The sequence below is a fragment of the Zhihengliuella salsuginis genome, assembly GCF_014651715.1.
Lineage (GTDB): Bacteria > Actinomycetota > Actinomycetes > Actinomycetales > Micrococcaceae > Zhihengliuella > Zhihengliuella salsuginis.
On the sequence record NZ_BMXK01000005.1, the window covers coordinates 39,027 to 65,431 of the forward strand.

Sequence of the window (26,405 nt, forward strand, 5' to 3'; positions counted from 1 at the left end):
TTCCTCCGGCCCCGGGACCGGTCAGCGGCTGCTCACTGCGGGTTCTCCGCGCGGGCGCCGGGTGCGCGGTGCCCGCGGGCGTCAGCTCCTGACGGGCTTCGTCTTGGCCTTGCGCTCTTTGCGGACGGCGAACCGCTGCTGGAGCATGACCGCGGTGACGATGATGGCGCCCTTGATCAGGGACTGGACCGACGTATCCATGTTGTTCTGCGTGAACACGTTGGTCAGCGTGCTGAAAATCAGCACTCCCAGCACGGTTCCCATGATGGTGCCGCGGCCGCCGGCCAGCAGTGTGCCGCCGACCACGACGGCGGCGATCGCGTCGAGCTCGTAGAGCAGGCCGTGTGTCGAGGTGCCGGACGTGGTGCGGCCCATCATCATGACGCCGGCGATGCCGGCGGTGAGGCCGGCCAGCACATAGAGGGACACCAGGTGGCGCTTGACCTTGATGCCCGCCAGGCGGGAGGCCTCGATGTTGCCGCCGATGGCGACGGTGCGGCGGCCGAACGTCGTCCGGTTGAGCAGGAACCAGCCGGCGGCGGCCACGACGGCGAAGATCCAGACGAGCACGGGGATGCCGAGGATGTCGTCGCGCATGATGCCTGTGAAGTCGGTGTTGGTCACCAGCAGGGTGCGGCGCTCCGAGATGATCTCGGCAAGGCCGCGGGCCGCCACGAGCATCGCGACAGTGGCGATGAACGCGACCACGTTGCCGTAGGCGATGATGACCCCGTTGATGAAGCCGGCGAGCATGCCGACGACCAGACCGACGGCGACCATGAGCAGCCACGTGGACTGCGTCGCCGCCGACTGGATCACGGCGAGGCTGGCCACGACCGAGGTCAGCCCCATGAGGGAGCCGACGGACAGGTCGATGCCGCCGGCCGTGATGACGAACGTGACGCCGACGCTGACCACACCGATGATGGAGGCGTAGCGGAGGATGACGAGCATGTTGTCGGCGGACATGAATCGATCGCCGCTCGTAATGGCGCCGATGAGGAAGAGGACGGCGAGTGCGACCACGAGCCCGAGGCTGCGGGCGGCGGGTCCGTGGAGGAGGTTCTGGACGACGGCCTTGCCGCCCGAGGCGGGGCTGGCCGCGGGGGCGGCTGCCTGGGTCTTCTGCTCGCTCACGCGGCACTTCCCTTCATGATGAGATCGAGCACGCCGTGCTCGTCGATGTCGGTTGCTTCGGTCTGGGTGAGGACGTTCCCGTCGTCGACGACGAGGACGTTGTCCGCCAGACCGAGGACTTCTTCGATCTCGCTGGAGATCACGATGATGGCGGTGCCGGAGTCCGCGAGCCGTCGGATGAGCGCGTAGATCTCGGCGCGGGCGCCGACGTCGACGCCGCGGGTCGGCTCGTCCAGCAGCAGGACCGACGTCCCGTGGACCAGCCAGCGGGCCAGCAGGATCTTCTGTTGATTGCCGCCGGAAAGGGTCCTGGCCGGGCGGTCAGGGTCCGCCGGGCGAAGCTCGAGGGCGTCGATCTGCTCCCGCGCGGCCCGGCGCTCGGCAGCCTCGTCGAGCAGGCCCGTGCGCGCGAAGCGCGCGAAGGTGGAGAGCGTGACGTTCTTGTAGATCGGCTCTTCGAGGATGAGGCCCTGGCTCTTGCGCTCCTCCGGGGAGAGCCCGATCCCGGCGTCGACGGCCGCGCTGACCGAGCCCGCAGCAAGTCTCTTGCCGTTCACGGACACCCGGCCGGAGGTTGCTTTCCGCGCGCCGTAGATGGTCTCGATGATCTCCGAACGCTGCGAGCCGACCAGTCCGGCGAAGCCGAGGATCTCTCCGGCGCGGACCGTGAAGCTGAGCTTCTCGAAGTGCCCCGCCAGCTCCACGCCGTCGACGTCGAGGACCACGGGGGCGTCGGCCGCGACGGGTGTCCGCTCGGGGAACACGTTGGCGACCTCGCGGCCCGTCATGAGGCGGATCAGCTCCGCCTTGGGGGTGTCGGTGACATGGAGGCCGCTCGCCGTGCTCTGCCCGTCCTTGATGACGGAGATCCGGTCGCCGATCTGGCGGATCTCCTCGAGGCGGTGGGAGATGTAGACGACGGCGATGCCCTGCGCCGTGAGCTCCCGGACCACGCGGAAGAGGTTCTCGACCTCGCCGGCATCCAGGATGGCGCTGGGCTCGTCCATGATGATCAGTTTGGTGTCCCGCGACAGGGCGCGCGCCATGCTGACGATCTGCTTGTTGGCGGCGGAGAGCGAGCCCACCTCGCGCGACGGCGACAGGCCGCCGTGTCCGAGCCGCTGCAGCAGGGCGCGGGCCGTCGCGTTCGTCTTCTTCACGTGGAGCACGCCCCGGCTCGCCCGTTCGTGCCCCAGGAAGATGTTCTCCGCGACGGTCAGCCCGTCGACGACGTCGAGCTCCTGGTACATCGTGGCGATCCCGAGGTCCAGCGCCGCGGTGGGGCTGTGCAGCTCGACCTTCCCGCCCTCCCAGAAGATCTCGCCTTCGTCGGGCTGGTGGACGCCGGAGAGCGTCTTGATGAGGGTGGACTTCCCGGCACCGTTCTGGCCCATCACGCAGTGGACCTCCCCGGCGCGCACGTCGAGGTCGACCCCCTTGAGGGCCTGGACGGCGGCGAAGCGCTTGGAGAGTCCCCGAACTCGGAGCAACGGCCGTGGCTGATCATCTTCCAACATGTGGCGAACCTAACACATTATGTCGGCGATCAGTAGAAGGGCGTCGATTTTCTTCGCGCTTCTGTTATTGTGACAACAGTCACGCAAACTTCGGTCTTCGGAAACCGGGTTCGAATCTGGCGTAGACGCACCTACTCACTGAGGAGAGAGACATGCTCGCAGTTCGCAAGGGACGGAAGTTGCTCGTCACCACCGGTGCCCTCCTGGCCATCGGCGCACTCGTCACCGGCTGTTCGTCGGAGACGGGCGGCGACAGCTCGCAGCCCACCAACGCCTCGGTCGACGGCAACGCGGCCGAAGGCGAGACCGTGGTCATCGGCTTCTCGGGGCCGGCGGCCGACCACGGATGGCTGGGTGCCATCAACTCGGCCGCCATCGCGGCTGGCGAGAACCTCGGCGACGTCGACCTCCGAGTGGCGGAGGGCACCAACGACGCCAACCTGCAGATCAGCCAGGTCGAGCAGTTCATCAACGACGACGTCGATGCGATCGTTCTTCTGCCGACCGACGGAGCAGCTCTGACGGCCGTCGCCACCAAGGCCATGAACGCCGGCATCCCGGTCGTCAACGTCGACCGCGAGTTCTCCAGCCCGGCCGCGGCCCGCACGACGGTCCTCGGCGACAACTACGGCATGGGCCAGAGCGCCGGAAACTACATCTGCGAACGGCTCGGGGACACCCCGGACGCCGTCGTCGCGGAGATCGCCGGTGTCGACTCCCTGCCCCTGACCACGGAGCGCAGCGAAGGATTCGCCGACGCCCTCGAGACGTGCGGACTGGACGTCGACAACCGCGTCGCCGCCGACTTCACGGTCGCCGGCGGCGAGGCCGCAGCCTCCCAGCTGCTCGCGGCGGCCCCCGAGATCGACGCTATCTGGAACCACGACGACGATCAGGGCCACGGCGTCCTGTCCGCCATCGACACCGCGGAGCGGGACGAATTCTTCATGGTCGGCGGCGCCGGCTCGGCCAACGCCATGGAACTGATCAAGGCCGGCGAGAGCGTCCTCGAGGCCACGGTCGTCTACCCGTCGACGCAGGCCGCCGACGGCGTCCGTCTCGCCCGTCTGATCGCCCAGGACAAGGCGATGAGCGACCTGGTGGAGGTCGAGGTCCCCAAGCGCATCGTCCTGAACGCCCCGGTCGTCACCAGCGACAACGTCGACCAGTACCTGCCGACCGCTTTCGCGTCCTAGGACACCGCGAGGCGCGGAGCCCGATGCGGGCGCCGCGCCTCCCGCGACCCACCCCACCAACCAGCCCCGCCGGGTGCAGGAGGAAACATGCCGAACGATGTACCGCCGTTGAGAGTCGCCCTGGTCGGGCACGGCTTCATGGGCGCCGCCCATTCGCAGGGATGGAGGGTGGCCCCGCGGTTCTTCGACCTGCCTGCGCGGCCGGAGATGGCACTGCTGGTGGGGCGCAACGCGGCCGCCGCCGAGTCGGCGGCCGACAAGTGGGGGTGGGCGGAGACCGGGACCGATTGGCGGTCCGCAGTCACCCGCGACGACATCGACGTGGTGGACATCGTCACCCCCGGCGGCTCGCACGCCGAGATCGCCATCGCCGCACTGGAGGCGGGCAAGCACGTGATGTGCGAGAAGCCGCTCGCGAACACGCTCGAGGAGGCCGAGGCCATGGCCGCGGCCGCTGAGCGCGCCGGCAAGGACGTCTTCGCGATGATCGGTTTCACCTACCGCCGCGTGCCGGCCGCGACGTTCGCGCGGGATCTGGTGCGCTCCGGCGCGATCGGTGAAGTCCGGCAGGTGCGTGCGGCCTACCTCCAGGACTGGTTGGTCGACGCCGAGGCGCCCCTCTCCTGGAGGCTCCAGAAGGAGCACGCCGGCTCCGGCGCCCTCGGCGACCTGGGCGCCCACGCGGTCGATCTGGCGCAGTTCATCACCGGCCAGCGGGTCACCTCGGTCAGCGGCATCCTGAACACCTTCGTCGACGACCGCCCGCTCCCGGACGCGGCCGCTGGACGCGGGCGCGTCACCGTGGACGACACCGCCCTCTTCACGGGCCGGTTCGACGGCGGTGCGATCGGCTCCTTCGAGGCGACCCGCATGGCCACGGGCCGCAAGAACGCGCTGCGCATCGAGGTGTCCGGCTCCACCGGCGCGGTCTCGTTCGACCTGGAGAAGTACAACTCGCTGGGTTTCTACGACGCGACGGCCCCGAGCACCCGCCAGGGCTTCACCGACATCATGGTCACCGAGCCCGAGCACCCCTACCTGTCCGCCTGGTGGCCCACCGGGCACGTCCTCGGCTACGAGCACGGCTTCGTGCACCAGGCCAAGGACTTCGTCGAGGCCGTCGCCGGGAGCCGGCAGCCGGAACCCTCGTTCGCCGACGGCTTCCAGGTCCAGCGGGTCCTCGGCGGCGTCCAGCACAGCGCAGCGCAGGACAGCGCCTGGACCAGCACCCTCTGAGCTCTACCGCACCGCCAACGGGGCCGGCGCACCGGCCCGATCCATCGACGCAAGGAGAAACCACGTGGGACGAAACTTCACCCTGTTCACCGGCCAGTGGGCCGACCTGCCCCTCGAAGAGGTGGCCCGCCTTGCGGCGGGCTGGGGCTACGACGGCCTGGAGATCGCGGTCGCGGGCGAACACCTGGACGCATGGAAGTGGGACGACGACGACTACATCGCCGAGCGCCTGGGCATCCTCGAGCGGCACGGCCTGAAGGTCTGGGCCATCTCCAACCACCTCAAGGGACAGGCCGTCTGCGACGATCCGATCGACTTCCGGCACCAGGCGATCGTCGGGGAGCGGGTCTGGGGCGACGGCGACCCGGAGGGTGTCCGCCAGTGCGCGGCCGAGGAGCTGAAGAACACGGCGCGGCTCGCCAAGCGCCTGGGAGTGGACACCGTCGTCGGATTCACCGGATCGAAGATCTGGCAGTACGTGGCGATGTTCCCGCCGGTGCCGGGCGAGGTCATCGAGGCCGGCTATCAGGACTTCGCCGACCGCTGGAACCCGATCCTGGACGTCTTCGACGAGTGCGGCGTGCGGTTCGCGCACGAGGTGCACCCGTCGGAGATCGCCTACGACTACTGGTCTACCGTCAAGACGCTCGAGGCGATCGGGCACCGCGAGGCCTTCGGCCTGAACTGGGATCCGAGCCACATGATGTGGCAGGGGATCGACACGGTGGCGTTCATCTCCGACTTCGCCGACCGCATCTACCACGTGGACTGCAAGGACACCCGGATGCGCATGGGCAACGGCCGCAACGGCGGTCTCGGCTCCCACCTGCCCTGGGGCGACCCGCGGCGCGGCTGGGACTTCGTCTCGGCCGGGCGCGGCGACGTGCCTTGGGAGGACGCATTCCGCGCGCTCGCGGCGATCGGCTACGAGGGCCCCATCTCGATCGAGTGGGAGGACGCGGGGATGGACCGCCTGCATGGCGCTCCTGAATCGCTTGCGGCACTGAAGAAGCTCGACTTCCCGGCCTCGAAGATGTCCTTCGACGCGGCGTTCTCGCAGGACTGAGCGGAAGCGCCCGGCTCTTCGGACGTCGACGGGACCGGGCGTCGTCGCGCCTTCCGGGTGTCAGCCCGTGTAGGGGTTGTCGATCCGGCGGGACACCGCGCGGTCCGCGCCGTATCCGGTGTCCGCATCGTACTCGACGACGGCCATCTGGACCCAGCGGACCTTCTTGCCGTGGTTGTGGTACTTTTTCTTCCACTCGAACCTGGTCCCGCAGCCATTCGTGTCCCTGCCGCCCCAGTAGCCGACGGTGCTTCCATCCATGTAGCGGACTCTCACGGTGCTGTAGGCGCCGAACCCGTCGCCCTTGCCGGTGGACGCGCAGAGGTCGCGCACGCCGACGTTGGCGGTGAACGCCCACTTCCCGTGGAAGTTGATCGTGCCCTTGGCGTGGGCCTTGCCGTCGTTGGCCATGTACTTCGAGAAGCTGGTGGCGATATTGAACCCGTAGGACGCGCCGGCGTGCGCCGGGACGCTCGCGCCGAACAGGAGGCCGGCGCTCATGGCGCCGACCAGGGTTGCCTTCAGGATCTTCCTCATGATGATTCTCCAGTGATGAGCCGAATCTTCTTCTGACCTCCCGAAGATATGCAGGGGCGGTGAAGGAAGTCGATGGGCAGAACTACCCGTCGGCTCCGTGCGGGACGGCAACCACCTGGACGTCGTCCTCGTAGATGATCCGCCCGGGGTCGCCGGATCGGATGACAGCGCAGTCTTGGCCGTATTTGTTGAGCAACACGAGATATCCGCGGGTGTAGCTGATGAGGTGCGCTGCCGACGTCTTGAACCATGCTCTGGCCTCGGGGTTCTCCCGGTAGATGCCCGGGACAGCGGCCTCCGGGTCCGGGTACGCTCCGTTGCCGAACGTATTGGCGGCTCTCCACCAGACATGGTCAGAGGCTGACAGTCGTCCGTCGTTGCCCAGCCCGTTGGCCAAAGCGAAAACGCCGACCTTCCGGTTCGGGTCACTGGGATGCGGTCCTTCGAACCGGATATAGCGGGCCGTCGTCAAGGTCATGCAGGACTCCTCTGTCAGCCAATCAGCTCCTGATTCTATGCTGAAGCCGCTCAAGACACTGAGCCGGAAAGCGATGCGGCCCTCCGCGGGCACGAGGGAATTCATGGGACGTCGCTTGGCGGTGAAACCGGTTCGTCACTAGGCTCGCCTGCATGAACACAGCGACCCGCACCCACTCGGAATCGATTATGGTCGGAGCCGCCCCGGAGGCGCTCTATGCGATGCTCTCAGACGTCACGCGCACCGGGGAGTGGTCGCCCGTCTGCAAGGAGTGCTGGTGGGATGAAGGCGACGGCCCCCGCGTCGGCGCCTGGTTCACGGGCAGAAACGTGCTGCCGGACCGGACGTGGGAGACGCGGTCGCAGGTGGTTGTGGCGGAACCCGGCCGGGAATTCGCCTGGCTGGTCGGCAAGGGCTACGTGCGCTGGGGGTACACCTTCGATGCTGGCGGCGAACCCGGGACGACGATCCTGACCGAGACGTGGGAGTTCACCGGTGCCGGGCTCGAGTTCTTCGCCGAGCGTTTCGGCGCCGACGCCCCGTCGCAGATCGAGGAGCGGACGAGGCAGGCCCTCGAGGGCATCCCGAAAACACTCGTCGCGATCAAGGCGGCGGCGGAAGCCTGACGACGGGTCCGCCGTCGTGGGGATCTTCCCTAGCTGGTCGCGAGGTCCTGCGCGCTGCCGACCAGCGGAGTCTCGTCGATGCTCACGAGCAGGCACTGGTACAGCCGGTCGCCTTGCTCCCACGACTCCTCGGTGGGGAAGAACGACGTCACCTTCAGGGCCGCGGCCGCGCTCGGGTCGTCGGTTCCCACGTATTCGGTGAACGAGTCGACGCAGTGCTCCTCGAACAGTTCGGTGAGCCGCGCCGCGTCGGGCGGCCCGTCGCCGTCGATCTGCACGTCGACGTACACCTCCGCGATGTGCGGTTCGGAGCACGGGACCAGCGTGATGTCGGTCAGCTGGAGCTCCGCGGCGTCGACCACCTGCGAGTCGTTGAGGCAGTCGCCCTTCTGCAGGTCGAAGACATCAGCGGCCGTCTCCCGCAGGACCTGGCCGTCCTCGCCGCGTTCGATCTCCCAGATCGAGCATCCCGATGTCAGAAACAGCGCCGCCAGCAGCGCGGCGGGCATCATGCTGCGAAGCCTCATGGCCTTCTTCTCCCCAACGTCCGGATCCGCCGGGCGGACCGATCGACCGGGCCCGCGTCCTCGCGGGCCACTCTGCCGCAATCATAAAGACATTAGGGCCTTTGGGCCTAGGTTGTGTCTTCGCGTTCCTTCTGGGTCGCCGCGTGGTCGAAGATGAACCAGCAGATCGCGCCGAGGACCGGCAGGCACAGCACGACGACGGCCCACCCCAGCGTGCCTACGGCATCGCGGCGGTGTTTGGTCTTCTCGATCCGGATCATCGCCCACACGAGGGCGATCAGCCAGGCCAGCAGGGCGGCGGAGGCGACCCATTCCCAGGTCTGCGGGCCGGTGCCGGCGACTGCTGCGGTGATCATGGTTCCAGTCTATTCGCCGCGGGCCCCCGCCTTTCCCAGGAGGTGGCGGAGCGCCGGCTCCAGGTCGGGGTGCCGGTACCGGTGTCCGGCCTGGCGCAGTCTCAGGGGGACGACGTGCTGGCAGGCCAGGGCGAGTTCGTCGGCTCCCTCCTCGCCGAGGAGCAGCGCGGGCCCGAACCGGGGGACCGGGACCAGCGCCGGCCGTCGCAGGACACGGGCGAGGGACTTCGTGTAGGCGGTATTCCGCACGGGCGCCGGCGCCACGGCGTTGACGGGCCCGGAGAGCTCCTCGTCCCAGAGCGCCCGGTGGTAGACGTCGACCAGGTCGTCGAGGCCGATCCAGGACATCCACTGCTGCCCGTGCCCGAGCCGGCCGCCGACTCCGGCGGCGAAGAGCGGCCTCAGCAGTGCCAGCGTGCCGCCGGCGGGCGACTGGACGATCCCCGTGCGGATGTTCACCACGCGCATGCCGTGCGGGCCGGCGGACTCGTCGGCCCCCGCATGCGCCGCGTCCTCCCAGTCGGCGACGACGCCGGAGAGGAAGTCCGACTCCTCGGGCCCGCCGCTGTCCTCTGTCAGCACCTCCTCGCCGCGGTCCGCGCCGTAGACGCCGACCGCCGAGGCGCTGACGAACGTCTCAACGCCGCTCGCGGCGGCCGCCTCGGACAGCTTCCGCGTCGGTTCGATCCGGCTGTCCCGGACGGCCCGCTTGTGCTCTTCGGTGAAGCGCCCGGCGATGGACGCGCCGGCCAGGTGCACGACGGCGTCGCACCCCTGCAGCAGGTCGGGCGCCGGGTGCGCCGTGTCCCACCGGCGCTCGTCGGGGCCGGTCGGCTCGCCGCGGACGAGCCGGATGACGCGGTGCCCGCCCGTGGTGAGGAAGGCGGTCAGCGCGGATCCGACGAGGCCCGAGGCGCCGGAGACGGCCACGGTCAGGCGGCCCAGCCCGGCGTCGGAGGCGCGGCGGTGGGCCGCGAGGTCGCCGGCGAGCTGGCGGTGGCGGTAGGCCAGCATCGGGTCGAGGAGGGCGGCCGGGACGGGCGTCTCGATCCGGTCGATCACCAGCGTCCGGTCGTCGCCGACCGCCTCGAACTCGTGGGTGTGCCGCCACGGCACGCGCCCGGCGAGGGCCGACCGGGGTCCGGCGGCCACGGATTCGTCGACGAACCGGCGGCCCTCGGCGAAGCCCGCCGGGTCGTGCCGCGACACCCACCGCAGGCCGGCGGGCAGGGAGAGCTCCGCCGTCCCGTCGCGCAGGGAGGCGGTCTCGCGGTCGATGGCGACCGGCTGCCACGGGGGCGCGAGCCGCTGGAAGGCGCCGGGGCGCGAGAACCAGGCGAAGACGTCGTCGACCGGTGCCTCGACGACGAAGGAGCGTTGGATAGCCATGTCTCAGGTTCCCCCGGTGCGGCTCCCGGCGCAAGCACCGACGTGGCGGGGCGGGTCCGGCGTCGGCTCCGGGGTGCGCCCCTACGATGGGGGCATGAGCACTCTTGTCTGGTTCCGGGACGACCTGCGCCTCGCCGACCACCCCGCACTGCGTGCGGCCCTCGAACGCGGCGAGCCCGTGGTGTGCCTCTACGTCCTCGACGAGGAATCGCCCGGCGTCCGCCCGCTCGGCGGGGCCGCCCGGTGGTGGCTGCACCACTCGCTCGCCTCGCTGGGGCAGCGGCTGCGGGAACGCGGATCGGAGCTGATCCTGCGCCGCGGACCGGCGGGGGACGTCGTGCCGGAGGTCGCCGCCGGGGCCGGGGCGTCCGCCGTGCTCTGGAACCGCCGCTACGGCGGCCCGGAACGCGACGTCGACGCCGCCGTCAAGGACTCGCTGCGCCAGGGCGGGGTCGAGGCGCACTCGTACGCGGGGAGCCTTCTGTTCGAACCGTGGACCGTGACCACCAAGCAGGGCGGGCACTACAAGGTGTTCACCCCGTTCTGGCGGGCGTGCCTCGAGGAGCCGCCGCCCCGCGCCCCTCTGCCCGAACCGCGCGAGGTGCCGGGGCCGGCGTCGTACCCGGAGACGGACGACCTGGCGGACTGGGGCCTCACGCCCGCCGCCCCGGACTGGGCCGGCGGGCTGCGCGAGGCGTGGGAGCCCGGCGAGCCGGCCGCCCGGCGGCGACTGCGCGAGTTCCTGGAGAACGACGTCGACGCCTACGACCGCGCCCGCGACGAACCGGCCGGCGGCTCCACCTCGCTGCTGGCCCCGCGCCTGCGCTGGGGCGAGCTCAGCCCGCACGCGGTGTGGCAGGAGGCGGTCGCGTCGGGACGGAGCGTGGGCGGGTTCCTGTCGGAGATCGGCTGGCGCGAGTTCGCCTGGCACACGCTCTTCCACTTCCCAGCGCTGGACGAGGACAACCTCAACGCGCGCTTCGACGCGTTCCCCTGGCCGGAGCTCGACCCGGACCACCTGAGGTTCTGGCAGCAGGGGCGCACGGGGGTGCCGCTGGTGGACGCCGGCATGCGCGAGCTGTGGGAGACCGGGACCATGCACAACCGGGTACGGATGGTGGTCGCGTCCTACCTGGTGAAGAACCTGATGATCGACTGGCGGCACGGGGAGCGCTGGTTCTGGGACACGCTGGTGGACGCCGACGCGGCGAGCAACCCGTTCAACTGGCAGTGGGTCGCCGGTTCCGGGGCCGACGCCGCCCCGTACTTCCGCATCTTCAACCCGGAGACCCAGGCGAAGAAGTTCGACCCGGGGCGCGAGTACGTCGGCCGCTGGGCGCCCGAGTACGTCACGGGCGGCGAGCTCCTGCCGGAGCCGCTGGTGGACCTCCGCGCCTCGCGGCAGGCGGCGCTCGACGCCTACGACGTCGTCAAGGCCGCTGCCGATCCGGGCCGGGGCTGAGTGGGCCGCGCAACGGGGCCTGAAACAGGAGTAGACGTGAAGACGATTGTCCTGACTGGTGCCAGTGATGGCGTAGGCGCGGCTGCGGCGAGGCAACTCGCGGAACTGGGGCACCGCGTCGTCGTCGTGGGTCGCTCGCCAGAGCGGACCGCGGCGGTGGCGGCGGAGATCGACGCCCCCTGCCATCTCGCCGACTTCGCAGTCCTGGGGCAGGTGCGGCGACTGGCCGCGGAACTGCGTGAGGCGTATCCGCGCATCGACGTGCTCGCGAACAATGCCGGCGGGATCATGGCTCGGCGCGAGCTCACCGCAGACGGCCACGAGAAGACGTTCCAGGTCAATCATCTGGCGCCCTTTCTCCTCACCACGGAGCTCCTGCCGGTGCTGACTGCAAGCGACGCGACGGTCATCCAGACGTCCAGCCGGGCGGCCCGAGTGTTCGCGAAGTTCGACATCGACGACCTGCAGAATGCGAACAGATACCGGCCGCAGACCGCCTACGGCAACGCCAAGCTCGCCAATATCCTCTTCACGCGGGAGCTGCAGCGACGCTCCGGAGACGCCGGGATCTCGGCGGTCTCTTTCCATCCGGGCATTGTGGGCACGAGCTTCGCCGCCGACACCACGCACTTCATGCGCTGGGTCTACCACGGCCCCCTCAAGCGCCTTCTGACCATCACCCCGGAGAAGGCGGCGGAGGACCTCGTCTGGCTGGCGACGGGCACTCCCGGGGAATCCTTCGAGCCGGGGGAGTACTACGAGTCGCGGGAACTGCCGGCGAAGATCAACCCGGACAGCGTCAACCCGGTCCTGGCCGACCAGCTGTGGGAGCGTTCGGCGGCACTTGGCGCTTGAAGAGGGCGCGCCTCTGGCGCGCGGCCTCCTGGATCGGAGGCCTGGGCCTTATGGCCCGGACGGGCATCAGGTCCTCGCCACGTTCAGGGCGCTCCCGTAGGACGCCAGCGCGCGGCCCAGGCGGCGCGCGCCCTCGTCCAGCCGCAGGGGGTTTTCCAGGGAGTACGCGAGGCGGAACTGGCGCTCGCCGTCGTCGTCCGCGTAGAACGAGGCGCCGGGCACGAAGACCACCTGCTCGTCGACGGCGTGGTCCAGGAGGCCGGCGGAGCTCCACCCCTCGGGCAGCGTCAGCCAGCTGAAGAAGCCCCCGGCCGGGGTCGTCAGCTCGGCCCCGGCGGGCAGCAGTGGCCGCAGCGTCCCGTTCAGGGCCTCGGCCCGCCGGGCGTACTCGGCGGCCGCGGCGGAGACGGTGTCGCGCCACCGGCCGCCGGCCACGAAGCTGCGGGCCAGTTCCTGGCTCAGCACGGACGCGCAGATGACGGCCGACTCGCTGGCCAGCTGCAGGGGGCGGCGCAACCAGGTCGGGGCGCAGGCCCAGCCGACGCGCAGGCCCGGCGCCAGGATCTTGGAGAAGGACCCCAGGTAGATGACGAGCTCCGGGTCGAGGGAGTGCAGCGAGGGCACGTCGTACTCCCCGAACGAGAGCAGCCCGTAGGGGTTGTCCTCGATGATGGGGATGCCGGCCGCACGGCAGATGTCCACGATCTCCGCGCGGCGCCCGGCGGCGAGGGACACCCCGGTGGGGTTGTGGAAGTTGGGGATCGTGTAGAGCGCGCGCGGACGGCGCCCCTGCCCGGCGAGCCGGTCGATCGTCTCGCGGAGCGCGTCGGGCTGCAGGCCGTCGTCGTCCATCTCGACGTGCTCGACCCGCACCCCGGCGCCGCCGAACACGCCCAGGGCGCCGACATAGGTGGGCCCCTCGGCGAGGATCGTGTCCCCGCGCGCGAAGAGCAGTTTGGTGATCAGGTCGAGGGCCAGCTGCGACCCGGCGGTGACCTGGATGGAGTCCGTAGATGCGGAGACGCCCTCCGCGGACATGACCTCGACGACGGCCTCGCGCAGGGCCGCGAAGCCCGTCCCGGAGCCGTACTGCAGGACCTCGTCCCCCTGGTCGGTGATGGCGCGCGCGGCGGCCTCGGCCATCCAGCCGGTGTCGGACAGACGGAGATCGGGATTGCCGCCGGCCAGGGAGACCATGCCCGGCTGCATCGAGAGCTCCCAGACGTCGCGGACGGGGGAGGGCAGGAAGCCGACGGCGGCGTCGGAGAGGAACGGATGGGACACCGGGGTCTCCTCGGGGACGGGGCGGCGCGGCGGCAGCCCGGCGGGTCAAGTCCCCACAGCATAGGTTTCCCGTCTTGGAATTATCTACAGGCGGCAGGCCCGGCGGCGCCGAGGCACCCGCCAACCTCATGCAAGGGTTCATTCGGAGCCGAACCGGCGCTACCGTGGGCGGTGTGGCGGGCTCGGCTGCCCGCCGGCACCAGATCGATGAATCGCAGCAACTGCAGTCAGGGAGAAGGAGCACAACCATGACACACCACGTGACGTCCATGCTCGACACCCATCCCGCGGTCGATGCGGCGGTGGACCGGCAGAAGCTGGCCGAGTGCATCGCGGCCTGCTTCGAATGCGCCCAGACCTGCACGGCCTGCGCGGACGCCTGCCTGGCCGAGGACTCGGTCGAGCAGCTGACCGGGTGCATCAGGAGGTGCACGGACTGCGCCGACATCTGCGCCGCCACCGGCCGCGTCTTGACAGGGCAGACGGGTGAGAACGCCGACGTCGTGCGCGCCCTTCTCGAGGCCTGCCGCGCTGCCTGCGCCAGCTGTGCCGAGGAGTGCGAACGGCACGCCGACCACCACGAGCACTGCAGGATCTGCGCCGAGGCCTGCCGCCGGTGCGAGCGCGCGTGCGCCGACCTGCTCGCCGCCCTGAACTGACCGAGACTTCGCTGCCGCCGAGGAGCCCCATGACCGCCCACTACGACTCTTTCGCGGAAGCCTACGTCGCCGAAAACGAGACGAGCATTCTCAACGCCTACTACGAGCGGCCCGCCATGCTGGACCTGGCTGGCGACGTGGCCGGGCGGCGGATCCTGGACGCAGGTTGCGGTGCGGGCCCGCTGTCCGAGGCCCTGCGGGAGCGCGGTGCCGAGGTCGCCGGGTTCGACGCGAGCGCGGCCATGATCGAGCTGGCCCGCCAGCGCCTGGGGCAGGGCGCTGACCTGCGGGTCGCGGATCTGGGCGATCCGCTGCCGTACGTCGACGGGGAGTTCGACGACGTCGTCGCTTCGCTCGTCCTGCACTACCTGCGTGACTGGGGCCCGCCGCTGGCGGAGCTGCACCGGGTCCTCGCGCCCGGCGGACGGCTCATCCTGTCGGTCAACCACCCCTTCGCGTTCCACCTGAGCACGGGCGGCAGCTACTTCCCGGTCGCGGAGTGGCCGATGGAGGTCGAGCTCGCCGGGCACCAGGCCGTCCTGAACACGTGGCACCGCCCGCTGCAGGCGATGACCGAGGCGTTCAGCGCGGCCGGCTTCCGGATCGCCTCCGTCAGCGAACCGCCCATCGCGCCCGACACTCCGGAGGCGCGCGTGGAGTCGGAGCTGGGCGGCCGGCGCCGGTTCGTCTCCTTCATCTTCTTCGTCCTCGAGGCCGCCGCCTGACGGGCGACCGCGTCGCCCGCGGTGGGCGGAGCGGGCCGGGTGTGAAATTCTGAGGTGAGCTACGACGGCGGCCCCGGCGCCGGCGTCGTCCGTCCGCCCCGACCAGCCGCCCACCCTTGGAGATCCCGTGCCGCAGCCCCCGTCCAGCCGTTCGCAGGTCCCCGGATTCAAGGTGATGCAGGTGCTCGCCCGCGTCGCCGAGCTCCGCGCGGCCGGCCGCGACGTCATCTCGCTGTGCGCGGGCGAGCCCTCCGGCGGCGCCCCCGCGCCGGTCTCCGCGGCGGCGGCCGCCGTGCACGCGTCGGGGACGCCCCTGACCTACACGCCCGCCCTGGGCATCGCGTCCCTGCGCGAGGCGATCGCCGGCCACTACCGCCGCTGGTACGGGCTCGACGTCGACCCGCGCAACGTCGCCGTGACCACCGGCTCCTCGGGCGCGTTCACGCTCCTCTTCCTGACGGCGTTCAACCCGGGGGACCGGGTCGCGCTCGCCAAGCCCGGCTACCCGGCGTACCGGAACATCCTCAAGGCCCTGGGGATCGAGGTCGTCGAGATCGCCTGCGGGCACGACACCCGCTACCAGCCCACCCCCGAGCTGCTCGACGCCGCGGCCGAGGCGCACGGGCCGCTCGCCGGCGTCGTGCTGGCCTCGCCCGCGAACCCGACCGGCACCATGGTGGACCGGGCCGAGCTGACCGCGCTCGCCGACTGGTGCCGCACCAACGACGCGCGCCTGGTCAGCGACGAGATCTACCACGGCATCACCTATCCCGCACCGGGCGCGGCGGACCCGGCGGGCGTGTGCTCGTGGGAGCTGGACCGGGAGACGATCGTCATCTCCAGCTTCTCCAAATACTGGGGCATGACGGGGTGGCGGCTCGGCTGGGCGCTGGTGCCGGACAGCCTGATCGGCGCGGTCGACGCGCTGGCGTCGAACGTGGCGCTGTGCCCGCCGGCGCCGGCGCAGATGGCGGCCGTCGCGGCGTTCTCCGAGGAGTCCTACGCGGCCGGCGAGCGGTTCGTCGCCGAGTTCGCCGCGACCCGCGAGGCGCTGCTCGCGCGCGTGCCCGAACTCGGCTGGGGCGAGTCGGCACCCGCCGACGGCGCGTTCTACCTCTACGCGGAGCTGGGGGAGCAGATGGCCGGGTTCGCCGACTCGGGTGAGTACTGCACGGCCCTGCTGGAGGCGGAGGGCGTCGCGCTGACGCCGGGATCGGATTTCGACGACGAACGCGGACGGCAGGCGGTCCGCCTGAGCTTCGCCGCGTCGCAGGCGGACGTGCTCGAGGCCGTCGAGCGGATCATCCGGTTCCAGGCGGGCCGCAACAGCTGACGCGCCCCGGCGCCGGCCCGCGGCCAGTAGGCTGGACCCCATGCCGCACGACGAATCTTCCGCACCAGCACGCCTCCCGAGCGATGCGGCCTACGCCGGCCGTCTGATGGCGGTCTTCGGCGCCGGGATCGCCGTCACGTGGGCGTTGATCGCGGCCGCCTTCTCGAATCTCCTGCCGCTGAACTCCCTCGGCCTCAGCCTGACGATGGTCCAGCTGGCCGTGAACCTGCTGGTCGCGGCCGCCGCGTTCCTGGTGGTGCGCGCCCGCAAGGACCTCTCCGGGATCGCCGTGCTGCAGGTGATCGTCGCGCTCGTCATCTCCTTCGTCGAGATCAGCGTCGACGCGACCTTCACCTGGTTCTTCGCCGCGGGCCTGCTGATCTGGGCGTTCAAGCTCAAGGATCTGCTCGTCGCGCTCGCGGCCTCGGCGTCCGTCGCGGTGGCCGCGTTCGTCGTCGCGATGCCCACCCAGGTCATGCTGCTGCCGACCGTGGTCGCGGTCGCTGCCGCCGTCGTCGTTCTCGCCTCCGCGGTGCGGCTCGCGACCGCGCGCCGATAGCACGACGACGGCGCCGGCCGGCGGGTGCCGGCCGGCGCCTTGGTGCCCCGTGCGCTACGGGAGCGGGGCCGGCTCGCTGATGCGCTGGTTGCCCGGCGCGGTGTCGATGCCGAGGTCCGCGGCGAACACGGTGCGGGTGCCGGTGTAGACGCCGTCGGCGTTCTCGTCGAGCTCGAACACGCGCGCCCCGCGCAGGCGGTGCTGCTCGGCACCGGACAGCCCGTACGCGCCGTAGCCGGTGCCCGGGCCGTAGCCGAGCTCGATCCCGAAGTAGTCGCCCATGTACGTGTTGATGTGGTCGTGGCCCACGTAGGCGCCGCGCACGTCGCCGCGCTCCTGCATCGCTGCGAACAGGCCCGAGTTCCAGGCGCCGACGTAGACGTCCTCGTGCTTCTCGCCGACGATGCCGTGCAGCTTGGCTGCGGCGGCGTGGGTGGAGTCGTCGGAGCCGAACTGGCTGCCGAACCACATGTGGTGGTGCTCCCACAGCGGGATGTGGAAGTAGGCGAGCGACGGGATCTTGCGGCCGAAGCGCTTCTCCGTGGCGATCGAGGTCTCGCGGTACCACTGCACCTGGTCGGCGTGGATCCAGTCGTAGTTCTTCAGGCCGTCGCGGCTCTGGCCGCCGATGGTGCCCGACGCGTAGCGGTTGGAGTCGAGCAGCCAGACGCCGAACGCCGGCTCGTTGCTCTTCGACGACTTGAAGAGGACCTGGCCGTTCGAGTGCCCGGTGAGCTTCGGGTCGACCGCCGGGTTCAGGTTGTGCTCGTAGGTGTCGTGCATCCAGTCGACGAGCTTCTGCTCGGTCATGCCGGTGTTCTTGCCGAGCGAGTCCTCGTCGTGGTTGCCGAACGTGATCGCGAACTTGATCCCGCGCTCCTCCATCGGGGCGAGGACGTTGTTGTAGGCCTGCTTGACCTGCGTCGCGGTGGACGGGCCGCCGTTGATCACGTCGCCGTTGATGACCACGAAGCCCGGCTTCTCGGTGTCGAGCGTCTTCTCGATCAGCTCGATGGTGCGCTTGTCGGTGAGGTGGGTGTCCTGGGTGTCGTTGAACTGGACGATCCGCAGCTTGCCGTCGCTGCCGAACTTCACCGGCATCGCGGTGTTCGGCTTGGCGCCGGGTGCCGCGGAGGCCGGGGCGGCGGACGCCGCGGCGCCGAAGAGGCCCGCAACGGTCGCGATGCCGGCGCCGGCGAGCACGCCGCGACGCCCGAAGCCGTTCGCGGGGGAGGAATCCTGATGGTGGGTGTCGTTGTGTTCCATGGCGGAGACGTTATGGGCCGAACGTGAATGACGGATGGCCTCCCCGGCACCGGCCGGTAACCCGCCGTTCGCCGTGCTCGGGCGCCCCCGTGGCACCACGGGGCGGCTGGGCGCGGGCCTATCCACCGGCGTCGTTTCCAACCAGGTGGCGGTTCCGCTTCTCGATGAGCCGCTCGAGATACCGGCCGAGGACCAGCCTCTCCACCAGGCGGCCCAGGGGGCCGAAAGGCGCGGCGAACTCGATCCGGTCCACCATGGTGGTGCCGCCGGCGTCCTCGGTGAACTCGTGCACGTGCCGGAAGTGCCGGAACGGGCCCCTGACCTGTTCGTCCACGAAGGAGCGGGGCGCGTCCATGGCCGTGATGCGGCTCGTCATGCGGATCGGGACGCCGAAGTGCGTCGCGCGCCACGTGACCTCCTCGCCCAGACAGATGAGGCCCGACGTCGTGCCCGCCACTGCCTCCTCGCGGGAGTCCGCCATCGAGGCCGTGTGGGCGTCGATGCTGCGGGAGAGGTCGAAGAGCTGGCCTCTGGGGATGCTCGTCCGGGTGGTGCACACGAATTCGACCGACATGTCCGAAGTATGGCAGTTCCAGCGGGTCATTCCCCAGCGGGGCCGTTCCTGACATTCTGTTCACATGATGTCGATCTCAGCCGATCCGCACCGTCCCGTGCTCAGCCGGAAGCTGATCCCGGCGTCCATGGTCTCGCTCTCCGCCGTCCTGCTCTTCGCCGTGGGCAACGACCTCGGCGGCTACGGCCTGCTCGCGGCCGGGGTGATCGTCGCCGCCGCCGTCGATCGCGCGTTCCTCAAGGACCTGGCGCTCATCGCGGGCGGCATGGTGATCGTCAGCCTGGTTCCGCTGCACGCCGACCTGAGCATCCAGCACATGGCCCTCATGGGCGGCGTCTTGATCCTGGCGGTGCTGCTGCCGTGGCTCGTCTCGCGGTTCGTCTACCGGGAGGACATCATCAAGTTCCCGGTGAACACCGGACGCAAGTGGCCGCTGAGCGCCAAGCTCTATCTGATCGGCATCGTCGGACTCGCCTACCTCATCCTCCCGGTCTACCTGATCAGCACCGGGGTCTACCAGAACTGGCCGGACGCCTCCGATCCGGTCATCTTCTGGCGGCTCTTCCTCGGCGTGAACGCCGTCGGCATCTGGGACGAGCTGTTCTTCATCTGCACCGCGTTCGCCCTGCTGCGGCGCCACTTCCCCGACTGGATGGCCAACATCCTGCAAGCGGTCATCTTCTCCTCGTTCCTCTGGGAGATCGGCTACCAGGCGTGGGGCCCGCTGATGACGTTCCCGTTCGCCCTGCTGCAGGGCTACACGTTCAAGCTGACCAAGTCGCTGACGTACGTGGTGTCGGTGCACCTGATCTTCGACTTCGTGCTGTTCCTGGCGCTCGTGCACGCGCACAACCGCGACTGGCTGGCGATCTTCCTCTACTGATCCCGCCCACAGCGGCGCAGGCCCGGGTAGGTTGGGAACATGATGAAACGAACTCTTGGACGCACTGGATACGACGTCTCCGTCATCGGCCTCGGCACCTGGCAGCTCGGTGCCGACTGGGGTGACGTGCGGGAGGAGGCCGCGCTCGCGGTCCTCGACGCCGCGCACGACGCCGGGGTCACCTTCTTCGACACCGCCGACGTCTACGGCGACGGGCGCAGCGAGGCGCTCATCGGCCGTTGGCTGGAGGCCAACCCGGACGCCGGGGTCACTGTGGCCACCAAGATGGGCCGCCGCGTGGAGCAGCTCCACGACAACTACACCCTGGACGCCTTCCGCGCCTGGAACGACCGCTCGCGGGCGAACCTCGGCGTCGACACCCTCGACCTGGTCCAGCTGCACTGCCCGCCGACCTCGGTCTACTCGGACGACGCCGTCTACGACGCCCTGGACACCATGGTCGACGAGGGCCGCATCGCGAACTACGGCGTCTCCGTCGAGACCGTCGAGGAGGCCCTGACCGCGATCGCACGCCCCAACGTGGCGACCGTGCAGATCATCGTGAACGCCTTCCGCCTCAAGCCGGTCGAGGAGGTGCTCCCGGTCGCCGCCGAGGCGGGCGTCGGCATCATCGCCCGCGTCCCCCTGGCCTCCGGCCTGCTCACCGGCCGCTACACGCTCGATACCGAATTCGCTGCTGACGACCACCGAAGCTTCAACCGCGACGGCTCCGCATTCGACGTCGGGGAGACCTTCTCCGGCGTCGACTACGCGTCCGGCGTGCGCGCCGCCGGCGAGTTCACCGAGCTCGCCCGCGCGGCCGCGCCCGAAGCCGCGGCCTCCCAGGCGGCGCTGGCCTGGCTGGCCTCCCGGCCCGAGGTCTCGTCGGTCATTCCGGGCGCCCGCAACGCCGAGCAGGCGCGCGCCAACGCGGCCGCCGGATCGCTCGTGCTGCCGGACGGGTTCGACGCCGAAGTGCGCGACCTCTACGACCGCGAGCTGCGCGAGTCCATCCATCCGCGCTGGTAGGTCGTGTCTCCGGGGCGAGCACCCCGGAGATCTCGGTGTCCGACGCGGCGGCGTGTTGCCTCGGTCACATTTTACGAGTGTCCTCCTCGTATTAAATGGCGCGTGCGTGAACCGTCCGCGATGACCGCGACCAAGTACGCCTCGGAGGTCTGTTTTCGGTAGGCTGAACCGCATGAACCGTGCCCTTCCGTGTTGCCTCCCGCGTGATCTGTGTGGAGCACGCTCAGCCGCAATGATGCTGACGTGATGCCCGGAATGCCACTGACGCTCCTCATCCTCCTGGTCGCGGTCGCGGCGACCCCTGTGCTCACGCGCCTCCTCGGCCGAGCCGCAGGCTGGCCGCTGGCGCTCGCCTATCTCGGCGCGGCCGCCGCGTTCACTCCGACCGCCACGGCGGTGATGAACGGGGAGCGCCCCACCTGGTCCGTCGAATGGATTCCCAGCTGGGGCGTCGAATTCGCGCTGGCGGCCGACGGGCTCGGCGTCGTCTTCACGTACATCGCGCTGCTGATCGGCGCCGCGGTCTTCGCCTACTCGACCAGGTACCTCCCCAAGGGCCCGAACCTCAGCTTCTACTGGGTCATGGCGTTCTTCACGCTCGCCATGACCGGGCTGGTCCTCAGCGATGACCTGCTGCTGCTGTTCATCTGCTGGGAGTTCACCTCGCTGGCCTCCTTCCTGCTGATCGCCCGGTCCGGGCACGGCGGGCACCCCGCCTCCATGCGCACGCTGTTGATGACGTTCATCGGCGGCCTCTTCCTTCTCGCCGCCGTCGGCGCGATCGTCTGGCGCACCGGAACGTTCTCCGTCTCCGAGGCGCTCGGCCACGACGTCTGGGCGAACGACGCCGGATTCACCTCCCTGGTCGCGGTGCTGGTGCTGCTGGCGGCGTTCTCCAAGAGCGCGCAGTTCCCGTTCCACGTGTGGTTGCCGGACGCGATGGCCGCGGCGACCCCGGTCTCGGCGTACCTGCACGCGGCCGCAGTCGTGAAAGCCGGCATCTTCCTGCTCATGCGCTTCAGCCCCGCGTTCCACGAGACTCCGGCCTGGAATGCAACGCTGATCATCATCGGCCTGTTCACCGCGGCGCTCGGCGGCTGGTTCGCCCTGAAGCAGGACGACCTCAAGAAGCTCATGGCGTACTCCACCGTGAGCCAGCTCGGGTTCATCGTGGCCACCATCGGCGTCGGCACCGAAGCCGCGCTCACCGCCGCGGTCCTGCACACCATTGCGCACGCCCTCTTCAAGTCCGGCCTGTTCATGATGGTCGGCGTCGTCGACCACGCCGTTCACACGCGCGATCTGCGCCGCATCCCGCAGCTGTACCGGGCGATGCCGGCCTCCTTTGCCGTGATGGTGATCGGCTGCGCCTCCATGGCCGGCATCCCGCCCATGATCGGCTTCGTCTCCAAGGAGGGCATCTTTGCGGCACTGCTCGAGACTCCGGGCGGACCGGCGCTGGGCTACCTGGCCCTCGCCGCCGGCGCGGCAGCCGCAGTTCTGACCTTCGCGTACTGCGTCAAGATCACGTTCGGCGGGTTCGTCGACGGCACCAGCGACCGCCCGATCGAGAAGACCGATCCGTGGCTGCTGGCCACGGCGGCGCTGCCGATCCTGGTCTCCGTTGCTGCGGTGTTCTCCCTGTCCAGCTTCGACAACCCGCTGGCCGCCGCCACCCGGGCTGCGCTGCCGGGCAGCGATCCGCACCCGCACATTTCGCTCTGGCACGGCCTGACGCCCGAACTGGTGGCCACCGCGATCGTGCTGGCCATCGGCGTGGTGGTCATCTTCCGCCGCGCCGCACTCGGCCGCTGGATCGCGGCACGACGGCACGGGGCCTCCGGGGCCGACGTCCTGGAAGCGATCAACAACTGGGTCGGCCGGGTCGGCGCGGATCTCGCCCGAGCGTTCGTGGTGGCGGACGGCATCAAGCGCCACACCGCGTTCATGGTGAGCCTGTTCTCCGTCGTCGTCCTCGCCGGGGTGGGCCTGCTGGTCTCCCGCGACGAGCTGGCCCCTGCCACGCGCGGCCTGGACCGTCCCGTGGATCTGATCCTGCTGGTGCTGATCACGCTCTCGGTGGTCTACGTGTGCCGGGCCAAGTCGCGCATCGGCGCGACGGTCTCCCTCTCCGCGGTCGGCATCCTGGCCACCGTGCAGATCATGGCCCTGGGCGCCCCCGACGTCGGCCTGACGCAGCTGCTCGTGGAGTCGTTGACCATCATCGTCATCATGCTGGTGCTGCAGAAACTGCCGCTGAGATTCGGTCAGCAGACCCGCGCCCGGAAGACGGGCGCGATTGTCCTCGCCGGCGTCGTGGGCCTGGCGGCATTCGCCGCGACCTGGGCGCTGACCGGACGCCGCGAGCGCAGCGAGGTGGCGAACCACTATCTCGAGAACGCCTACGACGTCACCGGCGGCCACAACATCGTCAACGTGATCCTGGTCGAGTTCCGTGCCCTCGATACGCTGGGCGAACTGGCCGTGCTCGGCATGGCGGGCATCGCGATCATCGCGGTGCTCTCCACGGTCCGCCAGCGCTACCTCGATCCGGAGACGCAGCTCCGCCAGGAGCGGGACGAGATGCTGCAGCCCGCGCTCAAGGAAGAGGGGACAGCGGCCTACCGGGCGATCATGAGCGCGTGGGGCAACACCGCCCCGTTGAAACTCATGCTCCGGGTGATCAATCCCGTGCTCGCGATCGTCTCCGCGCTGCTCTTCTGGCGCGGACACAACGAGCCCGGCGGCGGATTCATCGCCGCTCTGGTGGGCTCGGCCATCGTCGGCTTCATCTACCTCTCCGCCTCGCGCGACCGCCAGGTCGGTCCACCGCGGCTGCCCGTCTATCTGATCGGCGGCGGCGTCGCCGTGGCCGTCTCGACGGGTCTCTTCGGTTTCTTCAAGTACGGTTCCTTCCTTCAGCCGTCCCACTTCGACATCGGCAGCGTGCACTTCTCGAGTTCGCTGGTCTTCGACGTCGGCGTGTACATGGCCGTCCTCGGCCTGGTCATGGTGGCGTTCAACTTGTTGGGCGTGAGCCCGCAGGACGTGAGCCGGCCGGGCGTGGAGCAGCTGCGCGAACGCACCGATGAGACGGTAGAAGGCGAGCTGACCGGGCCCCTGGAAACCGTCCGGGGCGAGCGGCCCTCGCGCATCGCGGCCCGCACCCAGTTCATTTCATCCGGCGAACCGCCACGGGAGGGGGGACGATGATTCTCGCAATGACCGTAGGAGTGCTCGCCGCCGGCGGCACCTATCTGCTGCTGCAGCGCGAGATGGTGCGGATGGTCTTCGGCGTGGGCCTCCTCAGCCACGCCGCGAACTTCCTCCTGCTCGCCTCCGGCGTGCCCGCCTGGCGCGATGAGCCGTTGGTCGACCGCATGGATCTCGCCCAGGCAGCCGACCCGCTGCCGCAGGCCTTCGTGCTCACGGCGATCGTGATCACCCTGGCCGTGACGATATTCATGCTGGCGCTGGCAGTACTCGGACACAATGACGACACCCGGCGCGCGCCGGAAACAGGGGAGACGCACGAGAAATGACGCTCAGCTCCCTTCTTCCACTCTTCGCCGCCATCCCGCTGCTCCTGGCGGGGCTCTCCGTGGTCTTCCGGCGCCGCTGGCTCGACCGCACGATGCTCCTGGCGCTGCCGGGCGCCGCGCTCGTCGGCGCAGTCTCCCTGATCGTCTACCACCAGAGCCACAGCGTCCTTGCGCATTCGGTGGGCGCCTTCTCCGGTGTGGTCGCCATTCCGTTCGTCAGCGACACGTTCACCGCGATCATGCTCGCCGTGACCAGTTTCGCGACGCTGGTCACCAGCGTCTTCCTGCTGAAGACGGGCGAGGACCGGTTCCGGTTCGCGACGGCGCTGATCCTGCTCCTGGCCGGCGGCGTCAACGGCGCCCTGTTGACCGGGGACCTCTTCAACCTCTTCGTGTTCGTCGAGGTCATGCTGATGCCCTCGTACGCGTTGATCGCCATCACCGGCACGTGGCGCCGTCTGGGTGTCGGGCGCTCCTTCGTGATCGTCAACCTCGTGACCTCGACGATTCTCCTCATGGGCGTCGGCCTCGTGTACGGCGCGGCCGGCACGGTGAACCTCGCGGCCCTGGCCGGTCTCGCCACCGAGGATCCCATGGTGGGTCTGGCGATCACCGTGGTGCTCACGGCGCTGGCGATCAAGGGCGGTCTGGTGCCCGTGCACGGCTGGCTGCCGAGCACCTACCCCATGACGTCGCCCGGCATCATGGCCCTGTTCTCGGCACTGCACACCAAGGTCGCCCTCTATGCGATCTTCCGCATATATTCGGTGGCCTTCGGGGAGCCGGCGCCCTGGATGCCCGTTCTCCTCGTCCTGGTCCTGGCGACCATGCTCGTCGGCGCCTTCAGCACCATGGCGTCCAAGACCCTCCGCGGCGCACTCGCGTTCCAGATGATCGCCGGCGTCGGGCACATCCTCGTCGCCATCGTCGTCATGACGGAGGCCTCGCTGGCCGCCGGCATGTTCTACATGGTTCACCACATCATCACCATGGGCGGACTGATCCTCGCGTCCGGGGCGCTGGAGAACACCTACGGCAATGCCAAGCTGGGCGGGTTGAGCGGCCTCCTCGGCCGGGAGAAGCTCCTCGCCATCCTCTTCGCGCTGGGTCTGGCATCGCTGGTAGGGCTGCCGCCGACGTCCGGGCTCTGGGGCAAGGCGGGGCTCGTATTCTCCGCTGCCGCGGCGGAGGACGCCTCCGGTCTCTCCGGCGGGTGGATCGCGGGGCTGACCATCGGCGGCATCATCGCCGCGAGCATCATCTCGCTCATCGGTCTCCAGCGCGTGTGGTCGACGCTCTTCTTCGGCCACGAGCAGGAGACGTACCGGCCGGACGACCCCCGCACCGGACGTGGAGAGCCCCAGGTGCTGACGAGGCAGGTCAGATGCAGCGCGCGTCTGCTGGCGCCGGCCACCGTGATGATCGCGGCCAGCGTGGCCCTCTTCTTCGCCGCGGGACTGGTCCTGCCGCTCTTCGAGACCGCTGCGCACGATCTGATGGACCCGTCCTCCTACATTAAGGCGGTGCTGGGCTGATGCTGCACCCGTGGAATACCGTGCGCTACGGCGCCTACATCATCCGGGAGATTCTCGTCGGGACCGGGCACACCGCCCGGTTCGCGCTGGCCGGCCGCTCCAGCGGAGCGCTGGCCATCGTCGAGTACCAGTTGCGTTGTGCCACCGACTTGGAGATCACCTGGTTCGCCTCGTCGATCACCATTACGCCCGGCACGCTCGTCGTGGGAATGGCCCCGGGCGCATCGGGGTCCCCGGCGACGCTCTTCGTGCACTCGATGTTCGACAACGACCGCGACTCCGTGGTCGACGGCCTGCGCGAGATGGAGGACGGACTCCTGCGGATGACCCGCGGGAAATCCGCTGACCTCGAGCCGAGAACTGGAGGCGCGGCATGATCATCGCGTTGTGGATCGCCATCGGCCTGCTGGCCGTCAGCGTCGTCGTCGGGCTCGTGGCCATCGCCCGGGCTGTCGATGGTGCCTCGCGCGCCGTCGTCGGCGACCTCGTCTTCTTCTGCTGCGTGGGGTTCCTGGCGCTGATCGGCCTCTTCACGCACTCCGCGGTCTCCGTGGACGCCGCCCTGCTCGCCTCGCTCCTGGGCATCTTGGCGACCTTTGCCCTCGCCCGCATTCTGACGAGAGGACGGCGCTGA

General features: G+C 69.8%; 27 protein-coding genes. 17 read left to right on the forward strand and 10 right to left on the reverse strand.

Annotated elements, in window-relative coordinates; genetic code table 11:
- Positions 1–81: 81 nt before the first annotated feature.
- Positions 82–1,137 carry an ABC transporter permease gene (locus tag IE069_RS06415; protein ID WP_189349304.1) on the reverse strand — a complete coding sequence of 352 codons (1,056 nt, stop codon included), beginning with the start codon at positions 1,135–1,137 and terminating at the stop codon, positions 82–84.
- A complete protein-coding gene (locus IE069_RS06420) occupies positions 1,134–2,654 on the reverse strand; it encodes a sugar ABC transporter ATP-binding protein (protein WP_189349305.1) in 1,521 nt (506 codons plus the stop codon). The genes IE069_RS06415 and IE069_RS06420 overlap by 4 nt, the downstream gene beginning before the upstream one ends.
- A 152-nt stretch (positions 2,655–2,806) precedes the next feature.
- Between IE069_RS06420 and IE069_RS06425 the strand changes: the two genes are divergently transcribed.
- The 3 genes from IE069_RS06425 (at position 2,807) to IE069_RS06435 (ending at position 6,152) form a co-directional block, all read left to right on the forward strand.
- On the forward strand, positions 2,807–3,850 hold the full coding sequence (locus IE069_RS06425; protein ID WP_189349306.1) for a substrate-binding domain-containing protein: 1,044 nt from the start codon (positions 2,807–2,809) through the stop codon (positions 3,848–3,850).
- Between the two features lie 87 nt (positions 3,851–3,937).
- A complete protein-coding gene (locus tag IE069_RS06430) occupies positions 3,938–5,086 on the forward strand; it encodes a Gfo/Idh/MocA family protein (protein ID WP_189349307.1) in 1,149 nt (382 codons plus the stop codon).
- 64 nt (positions 5,087–5,150) lie between these two features.
- Complete coding sequence (locus IE069_RS06435) at positions 5,151–6,152, forward strand: sugar phosphate isomerase/epimerase family protein (protein ID WP_189349308.1); 1,002 nt, start codon at positions 5,151–5,153, stop codon at positions 6,150–6,152.
- Between the two features lie 60 nt (positions 6,153–6,212).
- Here IE069_RS06435 and IE069_RS06440 read toward each other — a convergent pair whose 3' ends face one another.
- Entirely contained in the window at positions 6,213–6,689 is a 477-nt protein-coding gene (locus IE069_RS06440; RefSeq protein WP_189349309.1) for a hypothetical protein, read from the reverse strand.
- Between the two features lie 82 nt (positions 6,690–6,771).
- Positions 6,772–7,167 (reverse strand): hypothetical protein, encoded by a 396-nt coding sequence (locus IE069_RS06445; protein WP_189349310.1) that lies wholly within the window; start codon positions 7,165–7,167, stop codon positions 6,772–6,774.
- 152 nt (positions 7,168–7,319) lie between these two features.
- Here IE069_RS06445 and IE069_RS06450 point away from each other — a divergent pair, with 152 nt between their 5' ends.
- Positions 7,320–7,793: an SRPBCC family protein gene (locus IE069_RS06450; RefSeq protein ID WP_189349311.1), complete on the forward strand. Its 474-nt coding sequence runs from the start codon at positions 7,320–7,322 to the stop codon at positions 7,791–7,793.
- Positions 7,794–7,822: 29 nt separating this feature from the next.
- Here IE069_RS06450 and IE069_RS06455 read toward each other — a convergent pair whose 3' ends face one another.
- The 3 genes from IE069_RS06455 to IE069_RS06465 form a co-directional block, all read right to left on the reverse strand.
- Positions 7,823–8,320: a septum formation family protein gene (locus tag IE069_RS06455; protein WP_189349312.1), complete on the reverse strand. Its 498-nt coding sequence runs from the start codon at positions 8,318–8,320 to the stop codon at positions 7,823–7,825.
- A 107-nt stretch (positions 8,321–8,427) separates the two neighbouring features.
- Entirely contained in the window at positions 8,428–8,676 is a 249-nt protein-coding gene (locus tag IE069_RS06460; RefSeq protein WP_189349313.1) for a PLD nuclease N-terminal domain-containing protein, read from the reverse strand.
- A gap of 9 nt (positions 8,677–8,685) precedes the next feature.
- On the reverse strand, positions 8,686–10,065 hold the full coding sequence (locus IE069_RS06465; RefSeq protein ID WP_189349314.1) for a TIGR01777 family oxidoreductase: 1,380 nt from the start codon (positions 10,063–10,065) through the stop codon (positions 8,686–8,688).
- 94 nt (positions 10,066–10,159) lie between these two features.
- Here IE069_RS06465 and IE069_RS06470 point away from each other — a divergent pair, with 94 nt between their 5' ends.
- Positions 10,160–11,527 carry a cryptochrome/photolyase family protein gene (locus IE069_RS06470; protein ID WP_189349315.1) on the forward strand — a complete coding sequence of 456 codons (1,368 nt, stop codon included), beginning with the start codon at positions 10,160–10,162 and terminating at the stop codon, positions 11,525–11,527.
- Between the two features lie 36 nt (positions 11,528–11,563).
- The gene (locus IE069_RS06475; protein WP_189349316.1) at positions 11,564–12,382 is read left to right on the forward strand and encodes an SDR family NAD(P)-dependent oxidoreductase; all 819 of its coding nucleotides are present in this window, start codon (positions 11,564–11,566) and stop codon (positions 12,380–12,382) included.
- A 66-nt stretch (positions 12,383–12,448) separates the two neighbouring features.
- Here the strand turns inward: IE069_RS06475 and IE069_RS06480 are convergent, their stop codons facing one another.
- Entirely contained in the window at positions 12,449–13,666 is a 1,218-nt protein-coding gene (locus tag IE069_RS06480) for an aminotransferase-like domain-containing protein (RefSeq protein ID WP_229790986.1), read from the reverse strand.
- 248 nt (positions 13,667–13,914) lie between these two features.
- On the opposite strand from IE069_RS06480, the gene IE069_RS06485 reads away from it, so the two are divergent.
- The 4 genes from IE069_RS06485 (at position 13,915) to IE069_RS06500 (ending at position 16,942) form a co-directional block, all read left to right on the forward strand.
- On the forward strand, positions 13,915–14,325 hold the full coding sequence (locus tag IE069_RS06485) for a four-helix bundle copper-binding protein (RefSeq protein ID WP_189349317.1): 411 nt from the start codon (positions 13,915–13,917) through the stop codon (positions 14,323–14,325).
- 29 nt (positions 14,326–14,354) lie between these two features.
- A complete protein-coding gene (locus IE069_RS06490; protein WP_189349318.1) occupies positions 14,355–15,050 on the forward strand; it encodes a class I SAM-dependent methyltransferase in 696 nt (231 codons plus the stop codon).
- Between the two features lie 175 nt (positions 15,051–15,225).
- Complete coding sequence (locus IE069_RS06495) at positions 15,226–16,383, forward strand: aminotransferase class I/II-fold pyridoxal phosphate-dependent enzyme (protein WP_189349534.1); 1,158 nt, start codon at positions 15,226–15,228, stop codon at positions 16,381–16,383.
- 40 nt (positions 16,384–16,423) lie between these two features.
- Positions 16,424–16,942, forward strand: coding sequence for a hypothetical protein (locus IE069_RS06500; RefSeq protein WP_189349319.1), 519 nt, complete (start codon positions 16,424–16,426; stop codon positions 16,940–16,942).
- A 54-nt stretch (positions 16,943–16,996) separates the two neighbouring features.
- On the opposite strand, the gene IE069_RS06505 is transcribed toward IE069_RS06500, so the two are convergent.
- On the reverse strand, positions 16,997–18,208 hold the full coding sequence (locus tag IE069_RS06505; RefSeq protein WP_189349320.1) for a metallophosphoesterase family protein: 1,212 nt from the start codon (positions 18,206–18,208) through the stop codon (positions 16,997–16,999).
- A 118-nt stretch (positions 18,209–18,326) separates the two neighbouring features.
- Positions 18,327–18,782 carry an SRPBCC family protein gene (locus IE069_RS06510; protein WP_189349321.1) on the reverse strand — a complete coding sequence of 152 codons (456 nt, stop codon included), beginning with the start codon at positions 18,780–18,782 and terminating at the stop codon, positions 18,327–18,329.
- A gap of 64 nt (positions 18,783–18,846) precedes the next feature.
- On the opposite strand from IE069_RS06510, the gene IE069_RS06515 reads away from it, so the two are divergent.
- From IE069_RS06515 to IE069_RS06545, 7 genes are all read left to right on the forward strand, one after another.
- Positions 18,847–19,665: a CPBP family intramembrane glutamic endopeptidase gene (locus IE069_RS06515; RefSeq protein WP_189349322.1), complete on the forward strand. Its 819-nt coding sequence runs from the start codon at positions 18,847–18,849 to the stop codon at positions 19,663–19,665.
- A gap of 39 nt (positions 19,666–19,704) precedes the next feature.
- Complete coding sequence (locus IE069_RS06520) at positions 19,705–20,694, forward strand: aldo/keto reductase (protein WP_189349323.1); 990 nt, start codon at positions 19,705–19,707, stop codon at positions 20,692–20,694.
- A gap of 246 nt (positions 20,695–20,940) precedes the next feature.
- Positions 20,941–23,907 carry a DUF4040 family protein gene (locus IE069_RS06525; protein WP_229790987.1) on the forward strand — a complete coding sequence of 989 codons (2,967 nt, stop codon included), beginning with the start codon at positions 20,941–20,943 and terminating at the stop codon, positions 23,905–23,907.
- Positions 23,904–24,236 (forward strand): sodium:proton antiporter, encoded by a 333-nt coding sequence (locus IE069_RS06530; protein WP_189349324.1) that lies wholly within the window; start codon positions 23,904–23,906, stop codon positions 24,234–24,236. The genes IE069_RS06525 and IE069_RS06530 overlap by 4 nt, the downstream gene beginning before the upstream one ends.
- Positions 24,233–25,771: a proton-conducting transporter transmembrane domain-containing protein gene (locus IE069_RS06535; RefSeq protein WP_189349325.1), complete on the forward strand. Its 1,539-nt coding sequence runs from the start codon at positions 24,233–24,235 to the stop codon at positions 25,769–25,771. Before IE069_RS06530 ends, IE069_RS06535 begins: the two co-directional genes overlap by 4 nt.
- Positions 25,771–26,148, forward strand: a complete 378-nt coding sequence (locus tag IE069_RS06540; RefSeq protein WP_189349326.1) for a Na+/H+ antiporter subunit E — start codon at positions 25,771–25,773, stop codon at positions 26,146–26,148. The genes IE069_RS06535 and IE069_RS06540 overlap by 1 nt, the downstream gene beginning before the upstream one ends.
- The gene (locus IE069_RS06545) at positions 26,145–26,405 is read left to right on the forward strand and encodes a monovalent cation/H+ antiporter complex subunit F (protein ID WP_189349327.1); all 261 of its coding nucleotides are present in this window, start codon (positions 26,145–26,147) and stop codon (positions 26,403–26,405) included. Before IE069_RS06540 ends, IE069_RS06545 begins: the two co-directional genes overlap by 4 nt.

Excerpts from the sequence above, each read along its gene's own strand:
- IE069_RS06515 (WP_189349322.1), top strand. The coding sequence starts at position 18,847 with ATGATGTCGATCTCAGCCGATCCGCACCGTCCCGTGCTCAGCCGGAAG.
- IE069_RS06470 (WP_189349315.1), top strand. The coding sequence starts at position 10,160 with ATGAGCACTCTTGTCTGGTTCCGGGACGACCTGCGCCTCGCCGACCAC.
- IE069_RS06440 (WP_189349309.1), bottom strand. The coding sequence starts at position 6,689 with ATGAGGAAGATCCTGAAGGCAACCCTGGTCGGCGCCATGAGCGCCGGC.
- IE069_RS06450 (WP_189349311.1), top strand. The coding sequence starts at position 7,320 with ATGAACACAGCGACCCGCACCCACTCGGAATCGATTATGGTCGGAGCC.
- IE069_RS06505 (WP_189349320.1), bottom strand. The coding sequence starts at position 18,208 with ATGGAACACAACGACACCCACCATCAGGATTCCTCCCCCGCGAACGGC.
- IE069_RS06525 (WP_229790987.1), top strand. The coding sequence starts at position 20,941 with ATGCCCGGAATGCCACTGACGCTCCTCATCCTCCTGGTCGCGGTCGCG.
- IE069_RS06520 (WP_189349323.1), top strand. The coding sequence starts at position 19,705 with ATGATGAAACGAACTCTTGGACGCACTGGATACGACGTCTCCGTCATC.
- IE069_RS06445 (WP_189349310.1), bottom strand. The coding sequence starts at position 7,167 with ATGACCTTGACGACGGCCCGCTATATCCGGTTCGAAGGACCGCATCCC.
- IE069_RS06490 (WP_189349318.1), top strand. The coding sequence starts at position 14,355 with ATGACCGCCCACTACGACTCTTTCGCGGAAGCCTACGTCGCCGAAAAC.
- IE069_RS06420 (WP_189349305.1), bottom strand. The coding sequence starts at position 2,654 with ATGTTGGAAGATGATCAGCCACGGCCGTTGCTCCGAGTTCGGGGACTC.
- IE069_RS06545 (WP_189349327.1), top strand. The coding sequence starts at position 26,145 with ATGATCATCGCGTTGTGGATCGCCATCGGCCTGCTGGCCGTCAGCGTC.
- IE069_RS06455 (WP_189349312.1), bottom strand. The coding sequence starts at position 8,320 with ATGAGGCTTCGCAGCATGATGCCCGCCGCGCTGCTGGCGGCGCTGTTT.
- IE069_RS06485 (WP_189349317.1), top strand. The coding sequence starts at position 13,915 with ATGACACACCACGTGACGTCCATGCTCGACACCCATCCCGCGGTCGAT.
- IE069_RS06540 (WP_189349326.1), top strand. The coding sequence starts at position 25,771 with ATGCTGCACCCGTGGAATACCGTGCGCTACGGCGCCTACATCATCCGG.
- IE069_RS06460 (WP_189349313.1), bottom strand. The coding sequence starts at position 8,676 with ATGATCACCGCAGCAGTCGCCGGCACCGGCCCGCAGACCTGGGAATGG.
- IE069_RS06465 (WP_189349314.1), bottom strand. The coding sequence starts at position 10,065 with ATGGCTATCCAACGCTCCTTCGTCGTCGAGGCACCGGTCGACGACGTC.
- IE069_RS06530 (WP_189349324.1), top strand. The coding sequence starts at position 23,904 with ATGATTCTCGCAATGACCGTAGGAGTGCTCGCCGCCGGCGGCACCTAT.
- IE069_RS06500 (WP_189349319.1), top strand. The coding sequence starts at position 16,424 with ATGCCGCACGACGAATCTTCCGCACCAGCACGCCTCCCGAGCGATGCG.
- IE069_RS06425 (WP_189349306.1), top strand. The coding sequence starts at position 2,807 with ATGCTCGCAGTTCGCAAGGGACGGAAGTTGCTCGTCACCACCGGTGCC.
- IE069_RS06495 (WP_189349534.1), top strand. The coding sequence starts at position 15,226 with ATGCAGGTGCTCGCCCGCGTCGCCGAGCTCCGCGCGGCCGGCCGCGAC.
- IE069_RS06535 (WP_189349325.1), top strand. The coding sequence starts at position 24,233 with ATGACGCTCAGCTCCCTTCTTCCACTCTTCGCCGCCATCCCGCTGCTC.
- IE069_RS06430 (WP_189349307.1), top strand. The coding sequence starts at position 3,938 with ATGCCGAACGATGTACCGCCGTTGAGAGTCGCCCTGGTCGGGCACGGC.
- IE069_RS06510 (WP_189349321.1), bottom strand. The coding sequence starts at position 18,782 with ATGTCGGTCGAATTCGTGTGCACCACCCGGACGAGCATCCCCAGAGGC.